The 23,159-nt window shown below is 71.3% G+C and carries 18 protein-coding genes and 1 pseudogene; 5 read left to right on the forward strand and 14 right to left on the reverse strand.

The window, feature by feature from the left end:
• Positions 1-651 precede the first annotated feature (651 nt).
• Positions 652-1,083: a hypothetical protein gene (locus tag ABZ823_RS07180; protein ID WP_361654884.1), complete on the forward strand. Its 432-nt coding sequence runs from the start codon at positions 652-654 to the stop codon at positions 1,081-1,083.
• 359 nt (positions 1,084-1,442) lie between these two features.
• Here the strand turns inward: ABZ823_RS07180 and ABZ823_RS07185 are convergent, their stop codons facing one another.
• Positions 1,443-1,577, reverse strand: a complete 135-nt coding sequence (locus ABZ823_RS07185) for a hypothetical protein (RefSeq protein ID WP_361654887.1) — start codon at positions 1,575-1,577, stop codon at positions 1,443-1,445.
• 160 nt (positions 1,578-1,737) lie between these two features.
• Between ABZ823_RS07185 and ABZ823_RS07190 the strand changes: the two genes are divergently transcribed.
• On the forward strand, positions 1,738-2,211 hold the full coding sequence (locus tag ABZ823_RS07190; protein WP_361655862.1) for a class I SAM-dependent methyltransferase: 474 nt from the start codon (positions 1,738-1,740) through the stop codon (positions 2,209-2,211).
• A gap of 45 nt (positions 2,212-2,256) precedes the next feature.
• Here ABZ823_RS07190 and ABZ823_RS07195 read toward each other — a convergent pair.
• Positions 2,257-2,758 (reverse strand): annotated as a pseudogene (locus tag ABZ823_RS07195) (DUF402 domain-containing protein).
• A gap of 70 nt (positions 2,759-2,828) precedes the next feature.
• On the opposite strand from ABZ823_RS07195, the gene ABZ823_RS07200 reads away from it, so the two are divergent.
• Complete coding sequence (locus ABZ823_RS07200; RefSeq protein ID WP_361654890.1) at positions 2,829-3,197, forward strand: GntR family transcriptional regulator; 369 nt, start codon at positions 2,829-2,831, stop codon at positions 3,195-3,197.
• A gap of 76 nt (positions 3,198-3,273) precedes the next feature.
• Here ABZ823_RS07200 and ABZ823_RS07205 read toward each other — a convergent pair whose 3' ends face one another.
• Both ABZ823_RS07205 and ABZ823_RS07210 read right to left on the reverse strand, forming a co-directional pair.
• Complete coding sequence (locus tag ABZ823_RS07205) at positions 3,274-4,062, reverse strand: DUF72 domain-containing protein (protein WP_361654893.1); 789 nt, start codon at positions 4,060-4,062, stop codon at positions 3,274-3,276.
• Between the two features lie 41 nt (positions 4,063-4,103).
• A complete protein-coding gene (locus ABZ823_RS07210) occupies positions 4,104-5,216 on the reverse strand; it encodes a DUF5925 domain-containing protein (RefSeq protein WP_361654896.1) in 1,113 nt (370 codons plus the stop codon).
• Between the two features lie 147 nt (positions 5,217-5,363).
• On the opposite strand from ABZ823_RS07210, the gene ABZ823_RS07215 reads away from it, so the two are divergent.
• Complete coding sequence (locus ABZ823_RS07215) at positions 5,364-6,785, forward strand: xylan 1,4-beta-xylosidase (RefSeq protein WP_361655864.1); 1,422 nt, start codon at positions 5,364-5,366, stop codon at positions 6,783-6,785.
• Between the two features lie 41 nt (positions 6,786-6,826).
• Here the strand turns inward: ABZ823_RS07215 and ABZ823_RS07220 are convergent, their stop codons facing one another.
• From ABZ823_RS07220 to ABZ823_RS07245, 6 genes are all read right to left on the reverse strand, one after another.
• Positions 6,827-10,729, reverse strand: a complete 3,903-nt coding sequence (locus ABZ823_RS07220; RefSeq protein ID WP_361654899.1) for a lipopolysaccharide biosynthesis protein — start codon at positions 10,727-10,729, stop codon at positions 6,827-6,829.
• Positions 10,722-11,522: a polysaccharide deacetylase family protein gene (locus tag ABZ823_RS07225; protein ID WP_361654902.1), complete on the reverse strand. Its 801-nt coding sequence runs from the start codon at positions 11,520-11,522 to the stop codon at positions 10,722-10,724. Before ABZ823_RS07225 ends, ABZ823_RS07220 begins: the two co-directional genes overlap by 8 nt.
• Positions 11,519-12,514 (reverse strand): glycosyltransferase family 2 protein, encoded by a 996-nt coding sequence (locus ABZ823_RS07230; RefSeq protein ID WP_361654904.1) that lies wholly within the window; start codon positions 12,512-12,514, stop codon positions 11,519-11,521. The genes ABZ823_RS07225 and ABZ823_RS07230 overlap by 4 nt, the downstream gene beginning before the upstream one ends.
• Positions 12,511-13,329 (reverse strand): glycosyltransferase family 2 protein, encoded by an 819-nt coding sequence (locus ABZ823_RS07235; protein ID WP_361654907.1) that lies wholly within the window; start codon positions 13,327-13,329, stop codon positions 12,511-12,513. The genes ABZ823_RS07230 and ABZ823_RS07235 overlap by 4 nt, the downstream gene beginning before the upstream one ends.
• A 368-nt stretch (positions 13,330-13,697) precedes the next feature.
• Positions 13,698-14,792 (reverse strand): GNAT family N-acetyltransferase, encoded by a 1,095-nt coding sequence (locus ABZ823_RS07240; RefSeq protein WP_361654909.1) that lies wholly within the window; start codon positions 14,790-14,792, stop codon positions 13,698-13,700.
• 4 nt (positions 14,793-14,796) lie between these two features.
• The gene (locus ABZ823_RS07245; RefSeq protein ID WP_361654912.1) at positions 14,797-15,126 is read right to left on the reverse strand and encodes a hypothetical protein; all 330 of its coding nucleotides are present in this window, start codon (positions 15,124-15,126) and stop codon (positions 14,797-14,799) included.
• 424 nt (positions 15,127-15,550) lie between these two features.
• Here ABZ823_RS07245 and ABZ823_RS07250 point away from each other — a divergent pair, with 424 nt between their 5' ends.
• Complete coding sequence (locus ABZ823_RS07250; protein WP_361654915.1) at positions 15,551-16,357, forward strand: SGNH/GDSL hydrolase family protein; 807 nt, start codon at positions 15,551-15,553, stop codon at positions 16,355-16,357.
• A gap of 3 nt (positions 16,358-16,360) precedes the next feature.
• Here the strand turns inward: ABZ823_RS07250 and ABZ823_RS07255 are convergent, their stop codons facing one another.
• The 4 genes from ABZ823_RS07255 to ABZ823_RS07270 form a co-directional block, all read right to left on the reverse strand.
• On the reverse strand, positions 16,361-17,971 hold the full coding sequence (locus ABZ823_RS07255) for a serine/threonine-protein kinase (protein WP_361654918.1): 1,611 nt from the start codon (positions 17,969-17,971) through the stop codon (positions 16,361-16,363).
• A gap of 63 nt (positions 17,972-18,034) precedes the next feature.
• The gene (locus ABZ823_RS07260; protein WP_361654920.1) at positions 18,035-19,600 is read right to left on the reverse strand and encodes a sulfite exporter TauE/SafE family protein; all 1,566 of its coding nucleotides are present in this window, start codon (positions 19,598-19,600) and stop codon (positions 18,035-18,037) included.
• On the reverse strand, positions 19,597-21,144 hold the full coding sequence (locus ABZ823_RS07265; RefSeq protein WP_361654923.1) for a tetratricopeptide repeat protein: 1,548 nt from the start codon (positions 21,142-21,144) through the stop codon (positions 19,597-19,599). The genes ABZ823_RS07260 and ABZ823_RS07265 overlap by 4 nt, the downstream gene beginning before the upstream one ends.
• Before the next feature lie 341 nt (positions 21,145-21,485).
• Positions 21,486-23,012, reverse strand: a complete 1,527-nt coding sequence (locus ABZ823_RS07270) for a DUF4331 domain-containing protein (RefSeq protein WP_361654925.1) — start codon at positions 23,010-23,012, stop codon at positions 21,486-21,488.
• Positions 23,013-23,159 lie beyond the last annotated feature (147 nt).

Raw genomic sequence — 23,159 nt, forward strand, 5'->3', positions numbered from 1 at the left:
CATCGCCAATCCGGGCACCCTGTAGACACTGCTCAACCTGAAAGCGTGGCGCGCATTCTCATAGAGGGGCGCCACAGTGTTTCTCTGCTTTCCAGTGGACGACTCGCCCATCCGTGCGTCAAGTGGAGGGTGGCGGGGTCGCTCACGGGGCTTGCAGTGGCGACTCCTCGACCGAACATCAAGATCGTCGGTGACGGCACCGACCCCGCAAGCCGTCAAGGAGGGCGCGGGCCCGGGACCGGTACGCGGCCGGCACCCGGGTGATCTTGGAGTGCTGGGCCGATGGAACCCCCATCCGCCGCCCCGAGTACCTGATCGTCGAGGGCGGTGGGCTCGCCGGGCGGGAGCGCGCTCCTGCTTGCTCGTCGGATAGCGAGTGGCAGCCGGCGGGTGCCGCGAAATGCATGCGGGATAGATCCAGGAGAAGATCCCGCGGAAGATCCATCACGGGAGTGAGTAATGGATCTTCCGGAATGTGCTGCCAATTACGAGGTCACGCCTGTTGTGAGCCGACTCACGCTGAATTCGCTGGACGGTTTCGATCGAGACCCTTAGCTTCCTTGAATAGGTCGTTTTTCCTTATGTGAGGGCAGTGGTGCCGCGCATACTGTCTTGCCAGAAAACCAAGGCGAACGCCGGGAGGGCGGATCAGTGAGCAATACGGACGCCGTATGGGTACGAGGCGTGAACGGCATTCAGTTGCATCACGTGACCGACCTTCAGGACGCCGGCAGGTTTCTGGGCAACGCGGCGATGGCACTGCGGGCCGCGCACGTGAGGACCGGCACGGCCCAGTACTCCAGCCTGGCCGCCGAGCTGAAGAGCCTGGTGGCACGAGTGCGCGAGCTGGAGGACGAGGCGCGGTCGAGCATGCACGACCTGCACTCCACCGACCCCGAGCGGTTCGCCCGCTGCAGGGACGGTCACGAGCCGTGGCCCGGTGAGATCCCGGCAGGGTTCATCCCGCGGCACACCTGCAGGGACGAGTGCCTCTACCACGACCGCGACGTCGTCGACGCCCTCATGCAGTGCACCTGCGGCCGGCCGCCGTGCCGGGCGTGCGAGATCGGCGGGAAGCTTTGACGAGCCCGAGCTCGCCGGCGATGGGCGGCGTGAGACGGCTGACAGACGCCTGAGACCAACATCATGCCGAAGGGGCCCCGGCAGCCGGGGCCCCTTCGGCATGCCGGTGACCGGGCTATGACGTGCCCAGCTGCACGATCGACAGCAGCGCGATGGATCGCCGATGCGCCGACCACCTTCGCCCCCGCTAGTGGCTGGTCAGGTCGCGAGGCTGACCGGCACCTCGTGGCCGAACGCTCGCCTTCCCGGACGGCCGAGTCGCAGTTGATGTCCGGAGGCTCGGACACTGCCCCGGCAGTTCGCCGCCACCGGTCGCACTGAGCGTTTCGGCCGTGCCAAGGGTGACGGGGCACGCGGACTCAGGCGTCCGGCCACCAGAGGCGGGCGATGTCCTTGCGGACTTCCGGGCGCTCCGTGGGGCGGTCGTCGGTCTCCTCCCGCACCCGGCGGGAGTCGGTCCTCTTCAGGGGCTTGTGCACGGTCATTCGGCGCATGGCTGCCTCCTTGTGCCTACCGGGTTCCGCGTGAGGGCGGAGGTAGACGTTTCCGGCGAGGTTTCCTGATCGATCGCTGTCTGTCTGTGGCGGCTGTCACCAATCGACTGTCAGTGGCGGCTGTCACCCTGGCGGTATGACCAGGGACATGACCAGGAACATGGCCAGGAACCGGGCACCCGAAACCTCGGTGGCACCAGGAGCCCCTGTGGACTGGGACCGGGCGGCGGCCGGTTTCGACGAGGCGGGGGTGGACCTGTCGCCGGCCATGGTCGCCCTCGCACGGGCGAAGTCCGCCGCCCATGACGCCGTGTTCCTCGTCGGCGACGCCGCGGCCCCGCCGGTCCGAGAGCGACTCTTCGACGCCGTCCTCGTCCGCCATGTGCTGTGGACCCTGCCCGACCCCGGCCGAGCCCTGCGGCGCTGGCGGGCACTGCTGCGCCCTGGAGGACGGCTGGTGCTGGTCGAGGGGGTGTGGGGGACCACCAGCCCGGTCGGGATACCCGCCGAACGGCTGACCGCGCTCCTTGCGCCCCTTGCCCGCGACGTGCGCGTCGAACGGCTCACGGACGACGCCCGGCTGTGGGGCAAGGAGGTGGACGACGAGCGGTACGCGGTGGTGGCGGTGCCCTGACCACCCCGCCCCGGGCCTGGACCGTCGGACCCTGCGACCTCCGGCTCAGGCCAGCAGCGCCTCGAAGCCGTCGCCGCGCGCGAGGAGTTCGAGGGTGTCCAGGGCCTGTACGGCGGCCGCGGCGGCCGACGGGTTCCGTCCTCGCGAGGCCGCTCGCCGCGAACTCGTCCTCGTCGAGGCGGAGCACGGTCGCGCCGTCCGCGGAGCGCCACAGGTCCAGGTCGAGGTCCTCCACGACCAGTTCGCGGCCGGAGAGGACGGCTGGGCGTGTGATGTCGCAGTACCAGCCCTTCAGGGCGCCCCGCCCGTCGCGCACCTCCTTCACCGCGTACCACCGGTCGCGCCAGTAGTACTCGGTGAGGACGTCACCGGGCTCGAATCGCACGAAGCCGAAGTCACGGACGCCGCCCCCGGCCCAGGCGGCCCATACGGCGATCCGGGTGCCGTCGTCGTGAAGCAGCCCGGCCGGGTAACGGATCTTCGTACGACCCGCCTTGACCAGGACGACCTCCATCCGGGACGCGGCTCCGGCAGCGTTCACTGTCACAAGGGCGCACGGTACGCGGGCGGGCCGCGGGGATGCCTCTCATTTTCCGGCGGTGCGGGAGAATCGGCCCGTGACGTTGAAGATCCGGATTGACGGGAGCGCACCGCCGTTCGAGCAGGTACGGGCGCAGATCTCCGAGCAGGCCCGGTCGGGGGTGCTGCCGGTGGGCTACCGGCTGCCGACCGTGCGGGGGCTCGCCGAGTCCCTCGGCCTCGCGGCGAACACGGTCGCCAAGGCGTACCGCGCGCTGGAGACGGACGGGGTGATCGAGACACGGGGGCGCAACGGAACGTTCGTGGCCGCCGCCGGTTCGGCCGCGGAGCGGGAGGCGGCGGCCGCCGCCTCCGGCTACGCCGAACGGGTACGTCGGCTGGGGCTCGGCGAGGAGGAAGCGCTGGCCGCCGTCCGCGACGCCCTCAGGGCCGCCTACGGCGACTGAGACGGCGACGGCACCGGGACGGGCCCGGCGCCCGGCCCGTGACGGTGGGGCGGCTTTCCGCAGGTGTTGCGGGAGGCTACCGGGCCGGTTCGGCCGTCGCCGTCGGCAGACGATCCGGGGTGCGTGTCACCGTCAGGCCCGCTGCCGACGCCACACGGGCGAAGGCCGTCGCGTCCAGGACCGCCGCCGCGTGCGGGTCGTTGTTGAAGTAGACATGGACGTCCCGGTCGTCGGGCCAGGTCCCGGCGATGCGGTGGACCCAGGACGTCAGGGAGCGGCGGCCGTAGCGCGGCCACGGCCGGGCGCGGCCCGCATGGAAGCGGACGTAGCCCCAGTCGGTGGTCCGCCACAGGGGGGTGACCGGGCGGGAGAGCACATCGGCCCAGCACAGCGCCGCGCCCCGGGCCTCGAGCACCTCGCGCACCCGGGGCGTCCACCAGGAGTCGTGCCGGGGTTCGACCGCGACCCGGGTGCCGGACGGGAAGCGGGCGAGGCAGTCGTCCAGGAGGACCGGGTCGGCGCGCAGTGTGGGCGGAAGCTGGAGCAGGACCGGGCCGAGCCGGTCACCGAGCCCCGCCGCGTGGCTCATCAGGCGGTGCACCGGCTCCTCGGGATCCTTCAGCCGTTTGATGTGGGTCAGGTAGCGACTGGCCTTGACCGCCACCACGAAGTCCGGCGGCACCCGCTCCCGCCAGCTCTCGAAGGTCTCCCTGGACGGCAGCCGGTAGAACGCGTTGTTGATCTCGACCGTGGCGAAGCGTGTCGCGTACTCCTCCAGCCACAGCCGTACGGGCACGTCGGCGGGGTACAGGACAGCGCGCCAGTCCTTGTACTGCCACCCCGAGGTGCCGACGAACAGGGTCATACGTCCATCAAAGCACCGGCTGACGGCCTCCACGGCTACGGCTACAGATACAGCCCCGAGTCCGCCCCCGCCCGCTGGTCGGGCACCGACGCCGGTGACGTCCCCCGCCGCAGCGCGTACAGCTCCGCGAGGGTCGCGCCGTCGCGGCCCAGGCCTTCTTCCCGGCCGAGCCAGCCCACCGCCTCCTGCCGGGTCAGCGGACCGACCTCGATACGGGCCAGACAGCGGCCGGGACGTACGACCGCCGGGTGGAGACGCTCCAGGTCCTCGTTGGTCGTGATGCCCACCAGGACGTTCCTGCCCTGCCCCAGCAGTCCGTCCGTCAGGTTCAGCAGACGGGACAGCGCCTGGCCCGCGGTGTGCTTCGCCTCGCCGCGGATCAGCTCGTCGCAGTCCTCCAGCAGGAGCAGCCGCCAGCGGCCCTTGCCCGCCGTGTCCTCCTCGCCGATCGCGATGTCCATCAGATAACCGACATCGCTGAAGAGCCGCTCCGGGTCCAGGACGCAGTCCACCTGGCACCAGTCCCGCCAGGAGCGGGCCAGCGTCCGCAGCGCCGATGTCTTGCCCGTACCCGGCGGGCCGTGGAGCAGCAGCAGCCGGCCCGCGATGTCCTCCGGGGTCATCTTCATCAGCCGGTCCATGGCGTCCGCCACCGGTGCCGTGTAGTTGGCGCGGACCTCCTCCCAGGTGCCCGCCGAGATCTGCCGCGTCGTACGGTGCGGACCGCGCCTCGGGGACACGTACCAGAAGCCCATCGTCACGTTCTCCGGCTGCGGCTCCGGCTCGTCCGTCGCGCCGTCCGTCGCCTGCTCCAGCACCTGTTCGGCCAGCTCGGCGCTGGTGGCCGTCACCGTGACGTCCGCGCCGCGGTTCCAGCGGGAGACCAGCAGTGTCCAGCCGTCGCCCTCCGCGAGGGTCGCGCTGCGGTCGTCGTCGCGGGCGATGCGCAGCACCCGGGCGTCGGGCGGCAGGAGTGTGGCCCCGGAGCGTACGCGGTCGATGTTCGCCGCGTGCGAGTAGGGCTGCTCGCCCGTCGCGAAGCGGCCGAGGAACAGCGCGTCGACGACGTCGGACGGCGAGTCGCTGTCGTCGACGTTGAGCCGGATCGGCAGAGCATCGTGTGGGTTCGCGGGCATGCGGCCATGATCCGTCACCGGACCCTCCCGTGCACCCGGTTTCCGAAGTGCGCCGGGTGTGTCGGATGTGCGCCGTGCTCCCGGTCCATCCGGTACGTCCTGTCACCGGGCTGTTGACGGCGAAATCTGTGCCCGGCCCGAGTCCGGCCGTTACTGTGGCCCATGATGGGACGTCATGAGTGGATACCGGGGGCACGGCGGTGGTCTCTGACCGCTCTGCTCGGCGTGGGGGCGGCCGTTCTGGCCCTGGTGGTCACCCTGATCAGCACACTGCCCGGCGATGGCCCGAGCACCAGGGGCACCACGCGCGACGGCGGCACGGTGCACGGTACGCCGGCCAACCCGACAGCGGCCACGAAGCCGGACGTCGGCTGGGGCTTCACACACACCCAGTACAGCGCCGACGAGGGCAGCGGCGCCGCGACCGCGCGCGTCGAGGGGCTGCTCGCCGGGACCGGCCTGCCGCAGAACCAGCACATCATGGGCTGGGGCGCGGGCAACCCCGAGCCGGTGAAGGGCCGTTACGACTTCCAGGAGATGGACCGCCGCATCGACTTCGTCCGCAAGTCCGGCGGCACCCCCGTGGTCACCCTGTGCTGTGCCCCGGACTGGATGAAGGGCGGCAAGGCGGGCGCCGGCACCACCGACTGGAGTCAGGCCGCTCTGGAGACCGCGCCGACGCCCGACCACTACAAGGACTTCGCGGCCCTCGCCGCGACCGTCGCCAAGCGCTATCCGGACGTGCGCCACTTCATCGTCTGGAACGAGTTCAAGGGCTTCTGGAACGACTCCGGGGCACGCTGGGACTACGAGGGCTACACCGAGCTGTACAACCTTGTCTACAAGGCGCTCAAACAGGTCGACGACAAGATCATGGTGGGTGGTCCGTACCTCGTCATGGACAGCGTCGACCCACGGCAGAAGCAGGACGCCTCCACGACCCTGCGGGGCACCTGGGGCGCCATGGACCAGCGGGTCCTGGACGCCTTCGCCTACTGGAACCGGCACAAGGCGGGCGCCGACTTCGTCGTCGTGGACGGCTCCAGCTACACCAAGGACGACGACCTGCTGCCGAACGAGTTCGCCGCCACCGACAAACTCACCGCCGTAGGCGCCTGGGTGCGCGAGCAGACCCACGACCTGCCGCTGTGGTGGGCCGAGTACTACGTCGAGCCCGCCGACGGCAACGACGACCGTAACGGTTGGAGAGAGGACCACCGCGTCGCCGTACAGGCCACCGGAATGATCGCCCTGGTCAAGGGTGGCGCCTCCTCAGGCTTCTACTGGAACCCGGAGGAGGAGAAGGGCACCGGCTGCCCGGGCTGCCTGTGGACGCCGACCGGCAGCGCCAACGGCGGCAGGGAACTGCCCATGTACGACCTGGTCTCCCGGTTCGGCAAGGAGTTCCCGCCGGGCACGACGTACCGGACGGTGCCGGTCGCCCGAGACGACGTCCCCAACGTCCGCGTCCTCGCCGACGACAAGGTCGTCCTCGTGGTGAACACCCTCGGCCGCGCGATCAGCGCCCAGGCCGACGGCAAGCGGTTCGACATGAAGGCGTACGAGGTGAAGTGGCTGCGGCGGTGAGCCGCTCCCCCTCGTACGCCCGTTGACCCCCGGCCTGGCGCTCAGCCCTTCCCCATGGTCAGGAACCGCTGTACCAGCGAGGCCAGCAGCACCGCCAGCAGGGGCAGGGAGAACCAGAAACTGCTCTGCAGCAGGCGCAGCTGCCGCACGCTCGGCGGCATCGCCACCCGTACGATCTCGCGCGCCGTCAGCATCAGGACCAGCGCCACGGCCGCGAGCCCCCCGACCACCGACCACGGCGTCCAGGTCACCCGCGGGCCGATCGGACCCGGATGCGGCTTCGCGACCTCGCCCGCGGGCTGCTCGCGCAGCGCGTACATGGTCACGTCGTCGTTGCCGAGGACCTTCCTCAGCTCCTGGCGGCCGTCCAGGCTCCGGACGAGCCGCGACTCCCAGGTAGCCGAGTAGCCCACATCCATCCGCAGATAAGTCACCTGGCTGCGGTTGATCATGAGGTAGGAGTGGGGGCCCGCGTCTTTGAGCGACTTGACCAGGCCCGACACCAGAACCGGATCGGTGGGTGCCAAGGCCGGCACGTAGTTCACCTTCTCCATGTCCTTCGCGCCCCACGGCATCGCCGGTGTCACGTTGTTGACCGTGTCGTTGCTCAGCCACAGCAGCCGCACGGTCGGGTCGTCGTGCGCGTACACGTACTCCATGGCCGCGACCTCGCCCGGGCGGATCCGCTCGAACGACTCGTTGCCCCAGCGGGCCACGAGGAAGCCGCCCATCAGGAGGAGACCCGCCACGAGGGCCGCGAGCGGCGCGAGGCTCACCCGGCCGCCGCCCCGCCCGCCGGCCGTCCCCCCGGTGCGCGGGAAGAGCGCGAGCCCGGCGAGCAGCGCCGCGCCCGGCACGGCGAACATGAACACCCGCAGGGCCATTTCACCGCCGTACGACTGCATCCCGAAGCCGAGGAACGGCACAAAGGTCAGCACGAGCAGCGACCGCTCGCGGTACTGGTGCGCACGCCGGCGCCACCAGCCCCAGCACGCGAACGCCAGCACGCCACCCGCGAGCGCCACGCGCGCGTAGAGGACGAGCTTGTGCGTCGAGTCGCCGCCCTGGATACGCCCGGACACGGAGGTCGACACATTGCTGCCGACGCCGCCGACCCCGCCGAACAGCTCGTTGAAGTGCCCGGACCAGTACGGCTCGGCCATGAAGCCGACCCAGACCGCCACCAGCACCGCGAACAGGATCGGCAGCCCGCGCAGCTCGGAGCGGCCGGCCAGGACGAGCGCCGCGAGCACGCCCAGCATCACGAACGGCGTGAGCTGGTGGGCCGGGACGCTCGCCGCGTACAGGCCGATCAGCACCATGAGCAGCACGGCCCGCTGCCCACGGGTGGTCGGCTCGACCTCCGCCTCGCCGGGGCGGGCCTTGGTCCACAGCACACGCGGTGCGCGGAACCACACCAGCAGGATCGCCACGAAGGCCAGGTAGAGCAGATAGGTGAAACCCTGCGGGGAGAAGTAGTCCTGGCCGACCCAGCCGCTGAGCACGAAGATCCAGACGCCTGTCCACTTGGCACGCCAGCTCGCCCGCAGTGAGCGCACCAGCAGGAACATCGGCGCGAGGTAGAGCAGTTGGATGGCCGTCGGCCACCAGCGGATGACCTCGGTGAGGTCGGTGACCCCGCAGGCCTTCGCGACGAACGCGGCCACCGCGAAGAAGCCCGGCCAGCTCCAGCGGGCGTCCAGATCCGGTACGGCGGACCCGGTGCGGTCGATGTAGTCGAGGAACCCGAGGTGCTGCCAGGCCGTCGCGAAGCGCGGCTCGCTCTCGATCACGGCGGGAAGCGCGTGCAGGGAGACGACCGTGGCGAGCAGGGTGGCCAGCAGCAGGCCCTTGTGCTCACGGCCGCGCCACAGCAGCCCGGCGAACACCACGACCAGCAGCACGGCTCCCGCCAGGGTCGGCAGCGGCAGGACGGAGATCAGCCCCAGGCCGCCCATGTGGTCGAGGGAGCCGTCGTTCATGCCCAGCGTGGGCACCCAGTACAGCAACAGTGCCACGACCAGCAGGGAGCCGAGCAGGAGCCCGGACCGGCTCGGCCGTAGCCGGAGCGCTCCGACCGGAGAGCCGGAAGAGCCGGAAGAGCGCGGGTCGTCGGTGAGCTGCGGGTCGTCGGTGAGCTGTGGGCCGTCGGTGAGCTGAGGGTCGTCGGTGAGCTGCGGGTCGTCGGTGAGCTGTGGGCCGTCGGTGCGCCGCGGGACGTCGGTGAGCTGTGGGCCGTCGGTGCGCTGCGGGTCGTCGGTGCGCTGCGGGTCGTCGGTGAGCTGTGGGCCGTCCGCCGTTTGTCGCGCCCGCGCGGCGGAGCCCGGCAGGCCCACCGGACGGTCCGGCGGCGGCAGCAGCAGCGACCGCGTCGGGCGGTCGTGCTCCCCGGGCACCACGGGCGTCCCGGTCGGCGGCGTGCCCGGACCGGGGCGCACGTCCGGCCGGCGCTCCTGGTGGTCGAAGTCGACGTGGATGCCGAGCGCGAGCGTGTCGGCGTCGATCTTCTTCGCCCAGGAGGGGCCGGTCCTCGGCGCGGGGACCGCGCGCGCCCCCAGGTCGGCGAGGTCCCCGTCCGGTGCCGTGTCCTCGGGCACGGCCTTGCCCGGCGCGGTGCGCAGGATCCGGTAGAGCCTCGGTGCGGCGATCGCCACGATCACCATGAGGCTGGAGATCTCCGCGACTCCCGCGCCGGTGAGCCCCATGCGGGGCAGCAGCAGCACGGTCAGACCGAGCACCAGGACGCACAGCAGTCCCTGGAGACAGGCCAGTCCCAGGGTGCGGCTCTGGGCTCGCAGCACCGCGAAGTACGTCTCCATGACGACCCGCAGCAGCGCCCCGACCGCGAACCAGCGCAGCAGCGGGGTCGCCGCGTGGGCGTAGCCGTCGCCGAAGACGTGCAGGATGACGGGCGCGCCGAGGAACAGCAGCCCGCACACCGGCAACATGATCCGGGCCATGCGCCTCAGGGCAGCCCGGGTGTTGGCGGCGAGCCGCGCCGGGTCGTGCGAGCCCTCGACGGTGAGCGAGGCACCCATGTTGATGGCGAGCAGGTTGGTCGTGCCGCCGATGGTGGTGGTGATGTAGAAGTACGCGTTGTCCGCGGCGCTGACCTGCGAGGCCACGATCACCGGGACCAGATAGACCACCGCGAGCGAGAACAGCGAACCGGTGTAGTCGCCCGCCAGGAAACGGCCGATCGCCTTCAGCGACGGCGGGCCGGCGTGGTTCTCGGTCGCCTTGACGTGCCGGGGCACGAGACGCCGGAACACCAGCCAGCCGAGCGGCAGTACGGAGGTGGCGATGGCGGCGACCCAGGAGACGAAGACGCCCATCATGGGGACGGCCGCCGCCAAGCCGACGAGCAGCACCAGTTTCACCGCGGAGAAGACGGTGTTGCCCACCGGCACCCACGGCGCGCTCCGCAGCCCGGTCAGCACGCCGTCCTGGAGGGTGAGCAGGTTCCAGGCCACGACCGCCAGGACGAACACGAGTGCGGGGCCCGGTCCGTGCAGGAAGTGGTACGACCGCCCCCACACGTTCAGCGTCAGCAGGAAGATCCCCGCGGCCAGCGCCACGACGATCGAACTGCCCGCGTAGGTACGGAGGATGAGGCGCCCGGTGGTGTGCCCCGAGATCGGGATGAAGCGGGCCAGGGCACCGGTCAGCGTCACCGCGGTGAGCCCGGCGAGGAGCTTCATGGCGGCGATCGCGGCCGATCCCTGGCCGACCGCCGCGTCGGAGTAGTAGCGGGCCGCGACCAGCCAGTAGCCGAGGCCGAGCACCGCCGAGATACCGGTGTTGAGCATCAGCGCGTAGGCGTTGCGGAACAGCTGGCTGCCGCCGCCCCCGCCGTGTCCGGGCAGGCGCAGGCGGCGGCCGGGCCGCTCCGGGGGAGCGGTCCGGGCCTCGGGGTCCTGGGTTGTGGTCGTCGTGTCAGACACTGGAACGGATGGCCTTCCGGCAAGCCTGTCGTGCTCTTCGGACCACGGCGTACCCCTTGGTCAGGGCGCGGTCCCTGGCGAAGTTGCGGGCGATCGCACGGCCCTGGACGAGCCGTTCGAACTCCTCGGCGCCCGTGGTGCGGCGCACGGTGACCCGTTGCAGTGCGTACGGGCCCTGGCGGCGGCGCGCCAGACCGTTGCCGACGGCGAGCGACTGGCGGTAGCCGGTCTCGCGCACCGTGCGGCGCACCCGCCGGCTGGAGTAGCCGTACGGATACGCGAACGAGACCGGGCGGGTGCCCAGCTCGTCGTCGATGATCTCCCGGCAGTGCACCAGTTCGAACCGGAGTGCGTCGTCGGCCAGCTGGTCGAGCTGTGGGTGCGTGTGGCTGTGACCGCCGATCTCCACCCCGGCGCCCGCGAGGTCGCGGACCTGGTCCCAGTCGAGCATGGTGTCCAGGCCGCCGCCGGTGTCGTGGGCGCCCCTGATCCACCCGGTCGAGACGAACACAGTGGAGGCGAAGCCGTGGCCCGCGAGCACCGGCAGGGCGTACCGGTGCACGCCTTCGTAGCCGTCGTCGAAGGTGATGAGGACGGGCCGCTCGGGCAGCGGGCCGTCCCCCCGCCAGCTCCTTGCCAGCTCGGCCGTGGTCACGGGCGTGAACTTCAGGTCCGCGAGCAGCGCCATCTGTTCCGCGAACGCCTCGGGGGCGACCGACAGGGCGCGTGTGGCCTCGTTGGGCGCCGTCGCGACCGAGTGGTACATGAGGATGGGCAAGCTCTGATCGCTCATGCCGCCTCCCCGGAGCGGTCCGGGAGTTCCACGACGGAGAACGTGGCGCCGCCCCGGCGTGCCCGGACGCTGCCGAGCACGTATCCGCCCGCCGCCGAGAACACCCCGGCGACGATCGCGCCGACCCGGCCCGCCCCGCCGGGGCGGGCCAGCAGGGCGTCGCGCAGTGCGCGGACCACCCCGGCGGGCAGCACCCGGGTGGTGTAGCGGCGCTCCGACTCCAGGCCCTTGCCGGCGCCTACGCTGCGGGCCACGAGTGCCTTGGAGAGTCCCTCGGCATAGGTACGTGTGCGGAAGTACGCGAAGTCCTCGCGCGGGGCGGGCACCCGGTGGTGGATGACCGCCCGGTCGTCGATCAGCAGGACCGCGTCGGGCCGGGCCCGGGTGAGGCGGATGCACAGTTCCGTCTCCTCGCAGCCCAGCGGACGCTTGTCGCCGTCGCGCCCGATACCCGTGGCGAAGCCGCCCGCCGCCTCGAAGGCCGTGCGGCGGAAGGAGGCGTTGCCGCCGAGGACGTTGCGCACCCGGACCCGGCCGGGCGGCAGCCCCTTGTACGTGCAGCCCACCACCCAGTCGAACTCCTCCGGGAACCAGGCCGGACGGCGGCCCGACGCCCAGACCGGCATCGTACGGCCGCCGACGGCCATGACGCGTGGGTCCTCGTACCCTGAGGCGAAGTGCCTGAGCCAGTCGCGTTCGGCCACGGCGTCGTCGTCGAGGAAGGCGATGATCTCGCCGTGCGAGGCGGCGATCCCCGTGTTGCGGCCGGCGGACAGGCCGCGGGGGCCCGCGTTCGCGAGCACGCGGACCTCCTCGACCTCTTTGTACTCCCTGGTCAAGCGATCGAGCAGGGTCTCGTTGTGGTCCACGACCAGCAGCGTCTCGCGCGCCGGCAGCGACTGCGCCCGCACCGAGGCGACCGCCGCGAGGATGTCCTCCCAGCGGTCCTCGGTGTAGACGCAGATCACCACGGAGATGTCCGGGACGCTCAAGGCATCTCTCCCTGACCGGAGTTGAGTGCCACCGCGCGCGGGCGGCGGCGCAGCGCCCGCCGGTTGGAGCGCTCCTTGAGGATCACCTTCAGCACCCGGAACCCGTCGCGCACCGCGCGCAGGTTGCTGGCGCCGTGGATGCGGAGGTACTCGTGACTGGGTATCTCCTGCACCTTCAGGCCGGCCTTGACCACCCGGATGTTCATCAGGGTCTCGACCTCGAAGCCCGTGCAGTCGAGGTCGATCTCGTCGAGGCAGTGCCGCCAGAACGCGTTGTACCCGTAGCACAGGTCGGTGTAGCGGGCGCCGAACTTGGCGTTGACGACGGCGCACAGCACCCGGTTGCCCAGCTTGCGGATCGGGGTCATGTCCGAGGTGCCGCCGCCGTTCGCGAATCGCGAGCCCTTCGCGAAGTCGGCACCGGACACCAGCGCGGAGACATAGCTGACGATCTCCTGGCCGTCGGCCGAGCCGTCCGCGTCGACCATCACGATGATGTCGCCGGTGCAGGCCTCGAAGCCGGTGATCAGGGCGTCGCCCTTGCCCTTGCCCCGCTGCTCGACGACCTTCACCTCCGGCCACAGCTCACGCGCGACCTCCACGGTGTTGTCGGTGGAATTGCCGTCCACGAGGACCACTTCGTGAATCCAGTCGGGGAGGGTCTTGAAGACGTAGGGGAGATTCTCCGCCTCATTCATGGCGGGAATCACCACACTCACCGGCGGCGCAATGGCCAGGTGAGTGGAGATGGGCCGGTACGTTCCCGGCTTTAACGGATCTTGGCCCGAAAATGCCGGGCGCAGCACAGAACTCATGAGTCTGGTCCCTCTCGTCCGGTGGACCGTCCGCCCCTGGACAGTCCGGTTCTTTGTCCGGTTCGAAAGGGGGGTTCTCACTGACGGCATGCCGAAATGGATCTCCGTGCATGCCGGGTGAGCTGGCAAAGCTGGCCGTCTGCCGGGAAATCGGCAGCCGGTCGCGCGGCACGGCTCGTACGACTTTCGTCGCCGAGCACGGCACCCCCCTACCGCGCCCCGCGCCGGAACCATCGCGGTACCTGAGCCCTCCCCTGGATCCGCTTGATGATGGACCGATGCGGGTTGATGTATGACGCTGTTGACGATTGCGACTTTATGGCAAGACCTGGGCCTTGTCCCCCGTTTTCGCTGATATGGTTGTCAATTCAATCCCTCGAACGGATTTTCCCGATCCGTTTCAGGATCCGGTCGGCCGGCTCGAAGAGTTCCGGCCGTGACAGCACCGCGTTGCGCAGTGCCCGGACGGGGGCGCGGCGCGCCCTGTGTCCGAACGCGACGGGGTGACGGCGCGTCACCCACCCCTCCGACACGGACAGTTCGCGTGTCTTGAGGGAGTCCTTGTATTCCTTCTGGCCCCGCCCGAGATCCAGATAGGCGATGCCTTCGGCCGCGGCGGCCTCGGCCATCCTCAGATGCAGGACCAGTCCGGGCGAGTACTTGGCGAACTCCGGGTCGTACGCCGGGAACCAGCAGGCGAGCACCCGCTCGGTGTGCAGTCCGAAGTGCGCCGCGATCGGCCTCTCGTCCGCGTAGAGCACCGACAGAATCCCGGCGAACGGCTCGGACCGGGTGTGGAAGAGCTGCTGCACCAGCTGGGTGATCCAGGGGTGCGCGAAGCGGTCGCTGCGTCCGGTCCTTCGGTACTGCGCGGACTTCCAGGCCATCAGCGTCCGCAGGGCCGCCGGGTCGCGCTCGTCGTGGACGTAGCGCACCTTGCCGGCGTCCCGGCCGAGCTTGCGTTCCTTGGCGAGTGTCGTGCGGGTGAACTTCGGCGACCGGGCGCGCAGTCGTCCCAGATAGGCTTCGTATCCCTGGTCGACATCCATGACCGGCGACGGGAAGGTGCCGGAGGCGTCCGCCTCGAACGGCTTCTGGCCTTCCACCAGGTGGTCGAACTCCCAGACGGCGAGGCCGCAGGCCCGCAGCAGCTCGTGTGCGTCCCAGGAGAAGCCGGGCCGGTGCACCAGGCCCTGGCAGTCCGAGACCCCGAGGCCGACGGCCCGGCCGACCCCGGCGGTGGTTCTCTGGAACGGGAAGAACGCGGCGGGCTCACCGTCCTCGTACACCACCGCGATCCGTACGCCGCGTCTCGTACGGCCCACGGCGAGCGCGAACTCCGGTGACAGGAACGGGTTCGCCAGTTCGGGTGAGCCGTTCAGATGGGCTTTCGACTGCAAAGCCGTCCATGCCGCCCGGTCGGCGGCACTCAGGTCGCCGGGGCGGTACACCCTGATGTCCACGTCGTCAGGCCCGTCTTCTCGCCGTACGGCGGCGCTGCCGTCGTACCGTTACCAGCAGGAGAACGAGGGAGCTGATCAGGGCCACCGTGACGATCCCGCCGGTGACCGACCACCGGTGGACCGCCAACATGCCTTGGGCAACCAGAAGGTCGACCGCGATCGCTCCCGCCACCGACACCAGCGTGCGAGGCCAGAGTTGCAGCCCTCGCAGGGCGGCGCCGATGGCCGTTGCCGGCGCGGCGAGCAGGAAGAACAGCGTGAACGGGCCGCGCAGCGGCGAGCCCGAGTCGCTCAGCGCGAGGGTCGCCCCGACCCCTGCGACGGCGACGGCCACGCCCCCGAGCAGCGGGAACAGGCCCCTCCCCGGATCCTGTCCCGGTCCCCCGTCCTCGACTGACGGAGGTGGCTTGATGCGTAAGGTCTGCATTGGCGACTTTGCCCCCCGAAGCGCCGGATGCCGGGCTTCAATGTCGCGCAGCGGGGAGGGGGCCGTCAAGATGCGGAAGCGGTACGCACAGGTTCTTGGCCTGCTTTAAACGTCTGTTCGCCGGAGGAACGGGGGCCTTGGGGGAACTGTCGTTCGAGCATCGAACGGTGACGAGTGCTACTGGGTGCTCCTCGGGGTGTGTTCCGGCGGGCGGGATGAACACCCGGGCCGAGTTCGATGAATACCGAAACAGTTTTGGCATGGACACTTCCAGTCAACCCGCCTGGCTGCTACCACAGTTGTGGCAGAGATCCTGCTAAAGGGAGGTTCCATGAGACGTTCCCGATTTGCGGCGTACGTGACTTCACTCCTCCTCGCCCTCGGCCTGGTCATCACCGGAGCCGTCACGGCGCAGGCGTCGCAGCTCGCCGCGGCCGGCGGCTACGTGGCCCTCGGCGACTCCTACTCCTCCGGCGTCGGCGCCGGTAGCTACATCAGCTCCAGCGGCAGTTGCAACCGCAGCACGAAGGCCTACCCGTACCTGTGGCAGGCCGCCCACGCGCCCGCCTCGTTCAGCTTCCTCGCCTGCTCGGGCGCCAAGACGACCGATGTCCTCAACAACCAGCTCGGCACGCTCAACTCGGCCACGAGCCTCGTGTCCATCTCCATCGGCGGCAACGACGCGGGCTTCTCCGATGTCATGACGACCTGTGTGCTCCAGTCCGACAGCGCCTGTCTGTCGCGAATAGCGACCGCCGAGGCGTACGTCGACTCGACCCTGCCCGGCCAGCTGGACACCGTCTACTCGACGATCAGGGCCAAGGCCCCGTCCGCCCATGTGGTCGTGCTGGGCTACCCCCGCTTCTACAAGCTCGGCACCACCTGCCTCGGGCTGTCCGAAACCAAGCGTTCCGCGATCAACGGCGCCGCCGACCACATCGACGCCGCGATCGCCAAGCGCGCCGCCGACCACGGCTTCACCTTCGGCGACGTGCGCACCACCTTCAGCGGCCACGAGATCTGCTCGGGTGACTCCTGGCTGCACAGCGTCGACTGGCTGAACATCGGCCAGTCCTACCACCCGACCGCGGCCGGCCAGTCCGGCGGTTATCTGCCGGTGCTGAACGGCGCGGCCTGACGGTCACGAACTCGAGGGGGAGGCCCCGCCCGTCGGGGTCTCCGTCTCACACGTCACCGAGAACGGCACGGTGTCGGACGTGGCCTCCACCGGGGAGCGCACCTCCACGCCGATCGCGTTGCGCATCGAACCACCCGGGTCGTACGTCGTGACGACGACCTGCCGCTGCTTGGTCCTCCCGCCGCCTCCCGGGAAGGACAGCGTCTTCCAGCCCGGGTCCGACACCCGGCCCGTGGTGGTGACCCAGCGGTAGGACACGTCGACCGGGACCCTCCCCACCGTGAACGTCGCCGTGAACGTGGGTGCCTCGGCGTCCGGTGGCGGACAGGCGCCGGAGTAGTCGGTGTGCGCCCCGGACACCGTCACCCGCACCGACTGGGCGGGCGCACTCGTCGTACGGCCGGCCCCGCCCGTGCCGCCGGCCGTGGACCCGCCGGAGGGCGCCGGGTTCGCTCCCGTGGTCCTGCCGGTACCGCTCGAAGCCTCGCCGCCCGCGGTGTCACCGCGCGTGGCGGCACCGCTTGTGCTGCTGTCGCCGCCGCTGCCGTCGTTCCGGTGCACCAGCGCGTAGGTCAGTCCCGCCAGAGCCAGCGCGAGCGCGGCCAGACCCGCGACCAGGATCACCGCGGCCCCGCGGCCCCGCGGCGGCGGCCCGGACTCGGCCGTGCGCGCGGGCCGGGTCACCCCGCCGGGGGCGGGCGTGGGCAGCGGGGGAGTCGGGGACCCACCCGGGAAGGCCGGGACCGTCGGGGCGTGGGAGGAGGCGGGGGCGCCCGTGCGCGGGGTGCCGCCCGTGCCGATGATCCGCAGGTCCTGCTCGGCCCGCTCGGCCGGGATGCGCTCGGCCGGGTCCTTGCGCAGCAGACCCTCGATCACCGGGGCCAGCGGACCGGCCCGGCGCGGCGGCGGCAACTCCTCGTCGACGACCGCCCGCAGCGTGCTCAGCGGAGTGTTCTGACGGAACGGGGAGTTGCCCTCGACGGCCGCGTACAGCAGTACGCCCAGCGACCACAGATCGGACGCCGGGCCCGGGGTACGGCCGAGCGCCCGCTCCGGGGCGAGGAACTCGGGGGAGCCGATGACCTCCCCGGTCATGGTCAGCGCCGAGCTGCCCTCGACCGTGGCGATGCCGAAGTCGGTGAGGACCACCCGGCCGTCGTTCGACAGCAGCACATTGCCCGGTTTGACGTCGCGGTGCAGCACCCCCACCGAGTGCGCGGCGCGCAGGGCCGAGAGGACCTCGGCACCGATGTGCGCGGCCCGCTGCGGGGAGACGGGGCCCTCCGCGTCCAGCAGGTCGGACAGGGCGATGCCGCGGATCAGCTCCATCACGATCCACGGGCGGCCCTCCTGGTGGGCCACGTCGTAAACCGTCACCACGTTGCGGTTCGCCACCCGGGCCGCCGCCCAGGCCTCGCGCTCCAGCCTGGTGTACATGCGCTCCACCTCGGCCGACGGAAGCCCGGCGGGGGCGCGCACCTCCTTGACGGCGACCTCACGGTGCAGCACCTCGTCACGGGCCCGCCACACCGTCCCCATACCGCCCTCGCCGAGGGGGGACAGCAGACGGTAGCGCCCCGCGATCACACGTTCACGGCCCGGTTCTTCGGACACGGGCGTCCCCCATTCGCATCCGCGCGACGTAAGCACTCCGCGTGATTTCTCCCCAAAAGTAGCTCAACCCAGTGCGGATGCCGCCCCCTTGAACACCAGTGAGGCCCCGAGGACCACCACGACGCACGCGGACCCCAGGGGCGCGGTCCTGCGCACCAGCGCGGCCGTCGGGCTCCGGGTCCAGCGGGGCCGCCGGTCCAGGACGCGGTTCACCCCGCTGCCCAGCTTGACCACCGCGATCCCCGCCGCGGTCAGTGTCAGGGCCAGTCCGACGCCGTAGGCGACGACGAGCAGCAGCCCGAACCAGGCCTGTCCGAGCGCGGCGGCGCCGATCAGGACGACCACGGCGGAGGGGCTGGGCACAAGCCCGCCGGCGAAGCCGAGGAGGAGGGTGCCGCGCAGGGTGGGGGCGATGGGGTGGGTGTGGGTGACGCCGCCGTGGGTGTGGGGGACGCCGTGGGGGTGGGAGTGGAAGTGGGGGTGTGGGTGGGCGTGTGGGCGTTCGTGGTCGTGCGGGTGCTCGTGCGGATGGTCCGAGTGCGCGTGGTCGTCATGTGCGTGGTCGCCGTGCGCGTGGTCGTGGCCGTGTGTGGGGACCCGGTTGCGCCACGCCCTTCGTACGAGCGACGCGCCCGCCAGGGTCACCAGGACTCCGCTGGCCAGGCCCAGCCATGCGATCACCGACGGCGCCGCGGCCGAGCCCGCCGTGACCAGCAGTCCCAGGGCGACCACCCCGAGGGTGTGGGTCACGGTCACGGAAGCGGCCAGCGGCAGCACGTCCCTGAGCCTCGTCCGGCCGCCGCGGGCCGCCGCGGTGGCGGCCATCAGGGTCTTGCCGTGGCCGGGGGCCAGCGCGTGCATCGCCCCGAGACCGACCGCGACGACCAGGGCGAGCGCGGCGAAACCGAGGGTGAGGCGGTGCCGGGCGACGAGGTTGTCCAGTGCCCGGGTCCACCGGTCGGCACCGCGCGGCAGCACGGCGGCTCCCGGCGCGTCACGCCGGTCGTCGGCGAGGGCGGGACCGCCCGGGCGCACCCGCAGGGACGCCCTGACGGTGTCGGCGGGCGAGGAGAGCAGTTCCTTGGGGTAGTCGGTCAGTCCCCGGGACACGGACGTCCTCGGCACGTCCGACGCGGTGAGCGTCATACGGTCGCCGCGCGCGGTGATCTCCCGCCAGCCGGGCCCGGTGGCCGCGCCCGCGCTGTGGAAGCCGAGCGTCACGGTGTCCGCCTCCGGCAGGGGCGCGCTCAGACCGCACTCCACGCGCAGGGTGTGCAGTCCCGCCTGGCCGGGCCGCAGTTGTGCACGGCTCGTGCCGACGGTCAGCGGGACCGTGTGCCCGCCCACGGTGACGCCGCTGCCCTGTGCGGCCCGCGCGCACCGTCGCCGGGCCCACTCGCTGAGGCCGAGCCTCTTCAGGTCCGGTGCGGCCTGGGTGGCCGGGATCTCCGCCAGGTCCTCCACATGGTCGACCCGCAACTGTCCCGGGGCGGCGACCAGGCCGTCGTACCGGTTGACGGTGAAGTTGCCGAGCGGGTGGGCGCTGGCGGGGCCGGCGGGCACCAGGAGGAGCGCGCAGGCCGCCGTCAGGGCGGCGGCGCCCGAGGCGGCGACGCGACGCAGGTTCACTTCATCGCCTCCAGGGCCTTGCGGGCCTCACGAGCGCCCAGGGGGGAGAAACCGGGGTTGAGGCTCAGGGCAGAGGTGAGCGAGGCGCGGGCCCGGTCCGCCAGGCCGACGGCCCGCTCGATCATGCCCCGGTGGTAGACGAAGACCGCGTTGCGGTAACCGGTGGCCGTGGCCTGCCGGGCGTAGGGGAGGGCCTCCCGGTCACGGCCGTTGACATGCAGAGCCCAGGCCAGGGCGTCCGCGGTGTGCACGGTGTGACGGCGTGCCCACTCGGCGCGGGCGGCCCTGAGCGAGGCCTCGCGGTCCCCGTGGTCGGCGGCGGCGAGAGCGGTGTCGAGGTCGGCGTCGACACCGTTCGCGCGGGCCAGCGAGACCCACGCGTCGACCAGGGTGTACTGGTCGCGGGCCTTGGCCCGGTCGCCCGCCTTGCCGCGTGCCTCGTACAACTCGCCGAGTTCCACGAGCGGCTGGGGGAGCGGAGAGCGGTCGACGACCTGCTCCATGCCCCGGATCGCCTCGCCGGTGTGGCCCTGGGCCGCCTGGGCGCGGGCCCGGCCCTCCAGCGCGGGGAGATAGTTCTCGTCCGCGGCCAGGGCACGCGCGTAGTGGTCGAGGGCGGTGTCGTACCGCCCCTGGTTCCAGGCGAGCTGACCGAGCGCGGTGGCCACGTACGCGATGTCGCCACGGCTCGTGGCCGTGCTCAGGGCCTGCTCCAGGACCCGGCGCGCGGTGCGCACGTCGCCGCGCAGTTCGCGGACGTAGGCGTAGCGGGTGAAGACGGGGACGCCCGGACGCCGTGCGTCGGCCAGGTCGGCGGCCTTCGAGGCGTCGGGGTAGCGGCCGAGTTCGACGAGCGCGTCGATACGCGAGGACAAGGCGCGCTCGCTGTACGGGTTCTGCTTCAGGGCGAGGTCCGCGTACCTCAGGGCGCCGGTGAAGTCGTGGCGTGCCGCGGCGAGGGCGGCGCGGCCGGCGAGCGCGGCGTCGTCGTCCCGGCGGAGCGCCAGCGAGCGGTCCAGCGCGCGCTGTGCCTGCGGATAGCGGGAGGGGTCGCCCTTGGTGCGCGCCTGTTCGACGTAGGCCAGGCCGAGGGCCGCCCACCCGCCGAAGTCGCGTGGCTGGGCGCGGAGATGGGCCTGGAGGGACCGGATGCTCGCATCGAGGTCACCGCCGGCGAGGAGTTCGGGGGAGAACCCGCTCGGCGTGGACGCCACCGGGGCGGTACGGCCGCCGTCCCGTACGGCGGCGACGACTACGGCGCCCGCGCTGAGCGCGACGGCCAACGAGGCGGCGCAGAGCGAGAGTCGCACGGCACGCCACCGCCGCCCGGCCGCGGAGAACCTCCGTAGTGCGGCCACCCGCTCACCACCGCCGAGGGGTTCGGCGGCGCTGACCGTGGAGGCACCCGCGGCGCACGCCGCTGCTCCTGCGGCACCCTCCTCGGGCCTGGTCTCCGCCGCGCGGGGCGTCGGTGACGCCGGGCCGGCCTCCGGCCGGTCGCCGTGCCCGCTCTCCGGCGCGCTCTGGTTCCTACGCGGGGACATGCCCTCTCCTCACTGTCCTGGGCGGAAACGGTCGTTGCGGTAATGCGGGTGGCGCGGCCCGCGCCGTGGGGGATGGGTGGGTACGGGCCGCGCCGGTCGAGGGGGACGGGACCAGGGGGTTTCGTTCGGACCAGCCCGGGTCCGCGACGCCCGGTGCGGCACCTCGCCGCGCTGTCGGAGCACCCGGGTACATCCAGTACGCGGGCGGCCCTCCGCCTTGCGATGCTCCCCCGGCCACCGCTGGGAGGTGCCCCCTGCACCGGACGCCGCGGCCTGATCCGAACCGGTCCGAACGGATCCGAACGAAACCCCCTAGGGGTCGGTCCCGTCCGGCGGACGGGTCAGTACGCCCGGTAGCGGGAGCGCCGGCGCCACCACGTCAGCGCCGTGCCGACCAGCAGGACACCCGCCACACCCGCCGCCGCGGAGGTCGCGATCAGAGTGGTGTCCGGGCCGCTGGAACCGGTCGGCACCAGCCCGTCACCCAGCTGGTTGCGCACGTTGTTGCCGGTGCCCTTCGCCAGCGGACCGCGCGAGCCCGAGGTCGGCTGGGCCAGGTACGGGAAGGAGTGCCCGAACTTCTGGTCGTTCGCGTCCACCGCGTCGCCCAGATCGTTCTTGGAGCCGACCAGTTCGCCCTCCACCACCTGAAGCGCCTCGTCGATCACGTCGTCGGTGAGCCGGCGCCCGTTCGGGAAGCCCGCGTTGTCGCCGTCCAGCACACCGAGCCGCTTCGGGGAGGCGGCGGGCTTGATCGAGGTGTTGAGCCGCAGCTCCTCCGCCGGCCGCACGTTCGGCGGCTGGTTGAGGCCCTTCACGCCCTTCAGGAAGACGTCCACCAGATCGTTGCGCGGCTCGGCCGGCGCCTTGATCTTGTAGATCGCCTCGATGAGCTTCGGCAGCTCCGGGTTGGTCACGTTCTTCAGGAACCGCGCGTCGTCCCACGGCGAGGACGCGTTGAACCTGTCCTTGTCCTTCTGCGGGTTGACGACCTCGTTGACCAGCGGGTTGCCCAGACGGGACACCTGCGACCAGTCGCCCCGCGCGTCCTTGCGCTGGACCGTGGACCAGATGCCGACGACCGGCTGGTGCGCCGACTCGCGGATGTAGTCGTTCGGCACCTGCAGCGCCAGGGAGTTGACGTTGTAGCCCTTGAGCGTGTCGTTGCCGACCTCCGACAGGTTCCCGCCGTACAGCAGGTCGAAGACGCGCAGATCCGCGAAGAAGGGGTCGTCCGCCTGTCCGGCGAACGTCGTGGCACCGCCCGCGAGCCGATGGACGGCCTGGTCGCGCAATTTGCCGTAGTCCGGCATCGACGCCTTGCCGACGTTCGACGGCGCGACGGGCACGTCGTCCGCGAGCTTCGTGCGCGAGACCAGCTTCTGCCGGTGCAGCTTGAGCAGGTCGATGTCGTACGTCTGGGTGATGTTCAGGTCGGGGTCGTCGAGGCTGGTGACCGGACCGGTGTTGTAGAGGAAGGTGTTCCCGTTCTTGCGGTGGGTCTTGAACGTGTAGCGGAAGATCAGCTCGCTCTGGGCGTCACCGTTGTTGTCGACGTGGAGGTCGTACTGCGCGTCGTCCGCGAACGTGTAGAAGTTCGGGCCGCCCGCCGGTTCCTCGAACGGGACGAAGTTCGCGATGACCGTCGTCGTGTCGGGCTTGTCCGGACTCACGAACGCGTACAGGTCGGTGTTGTCGTACTGCGGCTGCCCCGAGATGAGCGGAGCCTCCCGGTGGGAGGAGGCGGAGGCCGCCCCCGGTTCCAGCGCGGTCACGCCGGCGGCCGCGAGCCCGCCGACGGCCAGCGCACCACAGATGAGGGTCGCGATACTCCTGCGCCCCGCGCCGCTCCTGGAGATAGGTGTCATGCCGTCCGTCCTCAGTGCCAACTTGCCTGACGCACCGTGATTCGGAGCGGCCCCCGAGGCGGATTGGTGGAACCGGAAAATCTTTTCGTGCCTGCTCGACCCGCGTTTTCGCCCAGCTGATCCGTATCCCAGCGGAAGAGCGGGCGC

The organism is Streptomyces sp. NPDC047079 (genome assembly GCF_040643755.1).
Classification (GTDB): Bacteria; Actinomycetota; Actinomycetes; order Streptomycetales; family Streptomycetaceae; genus Streptomyces.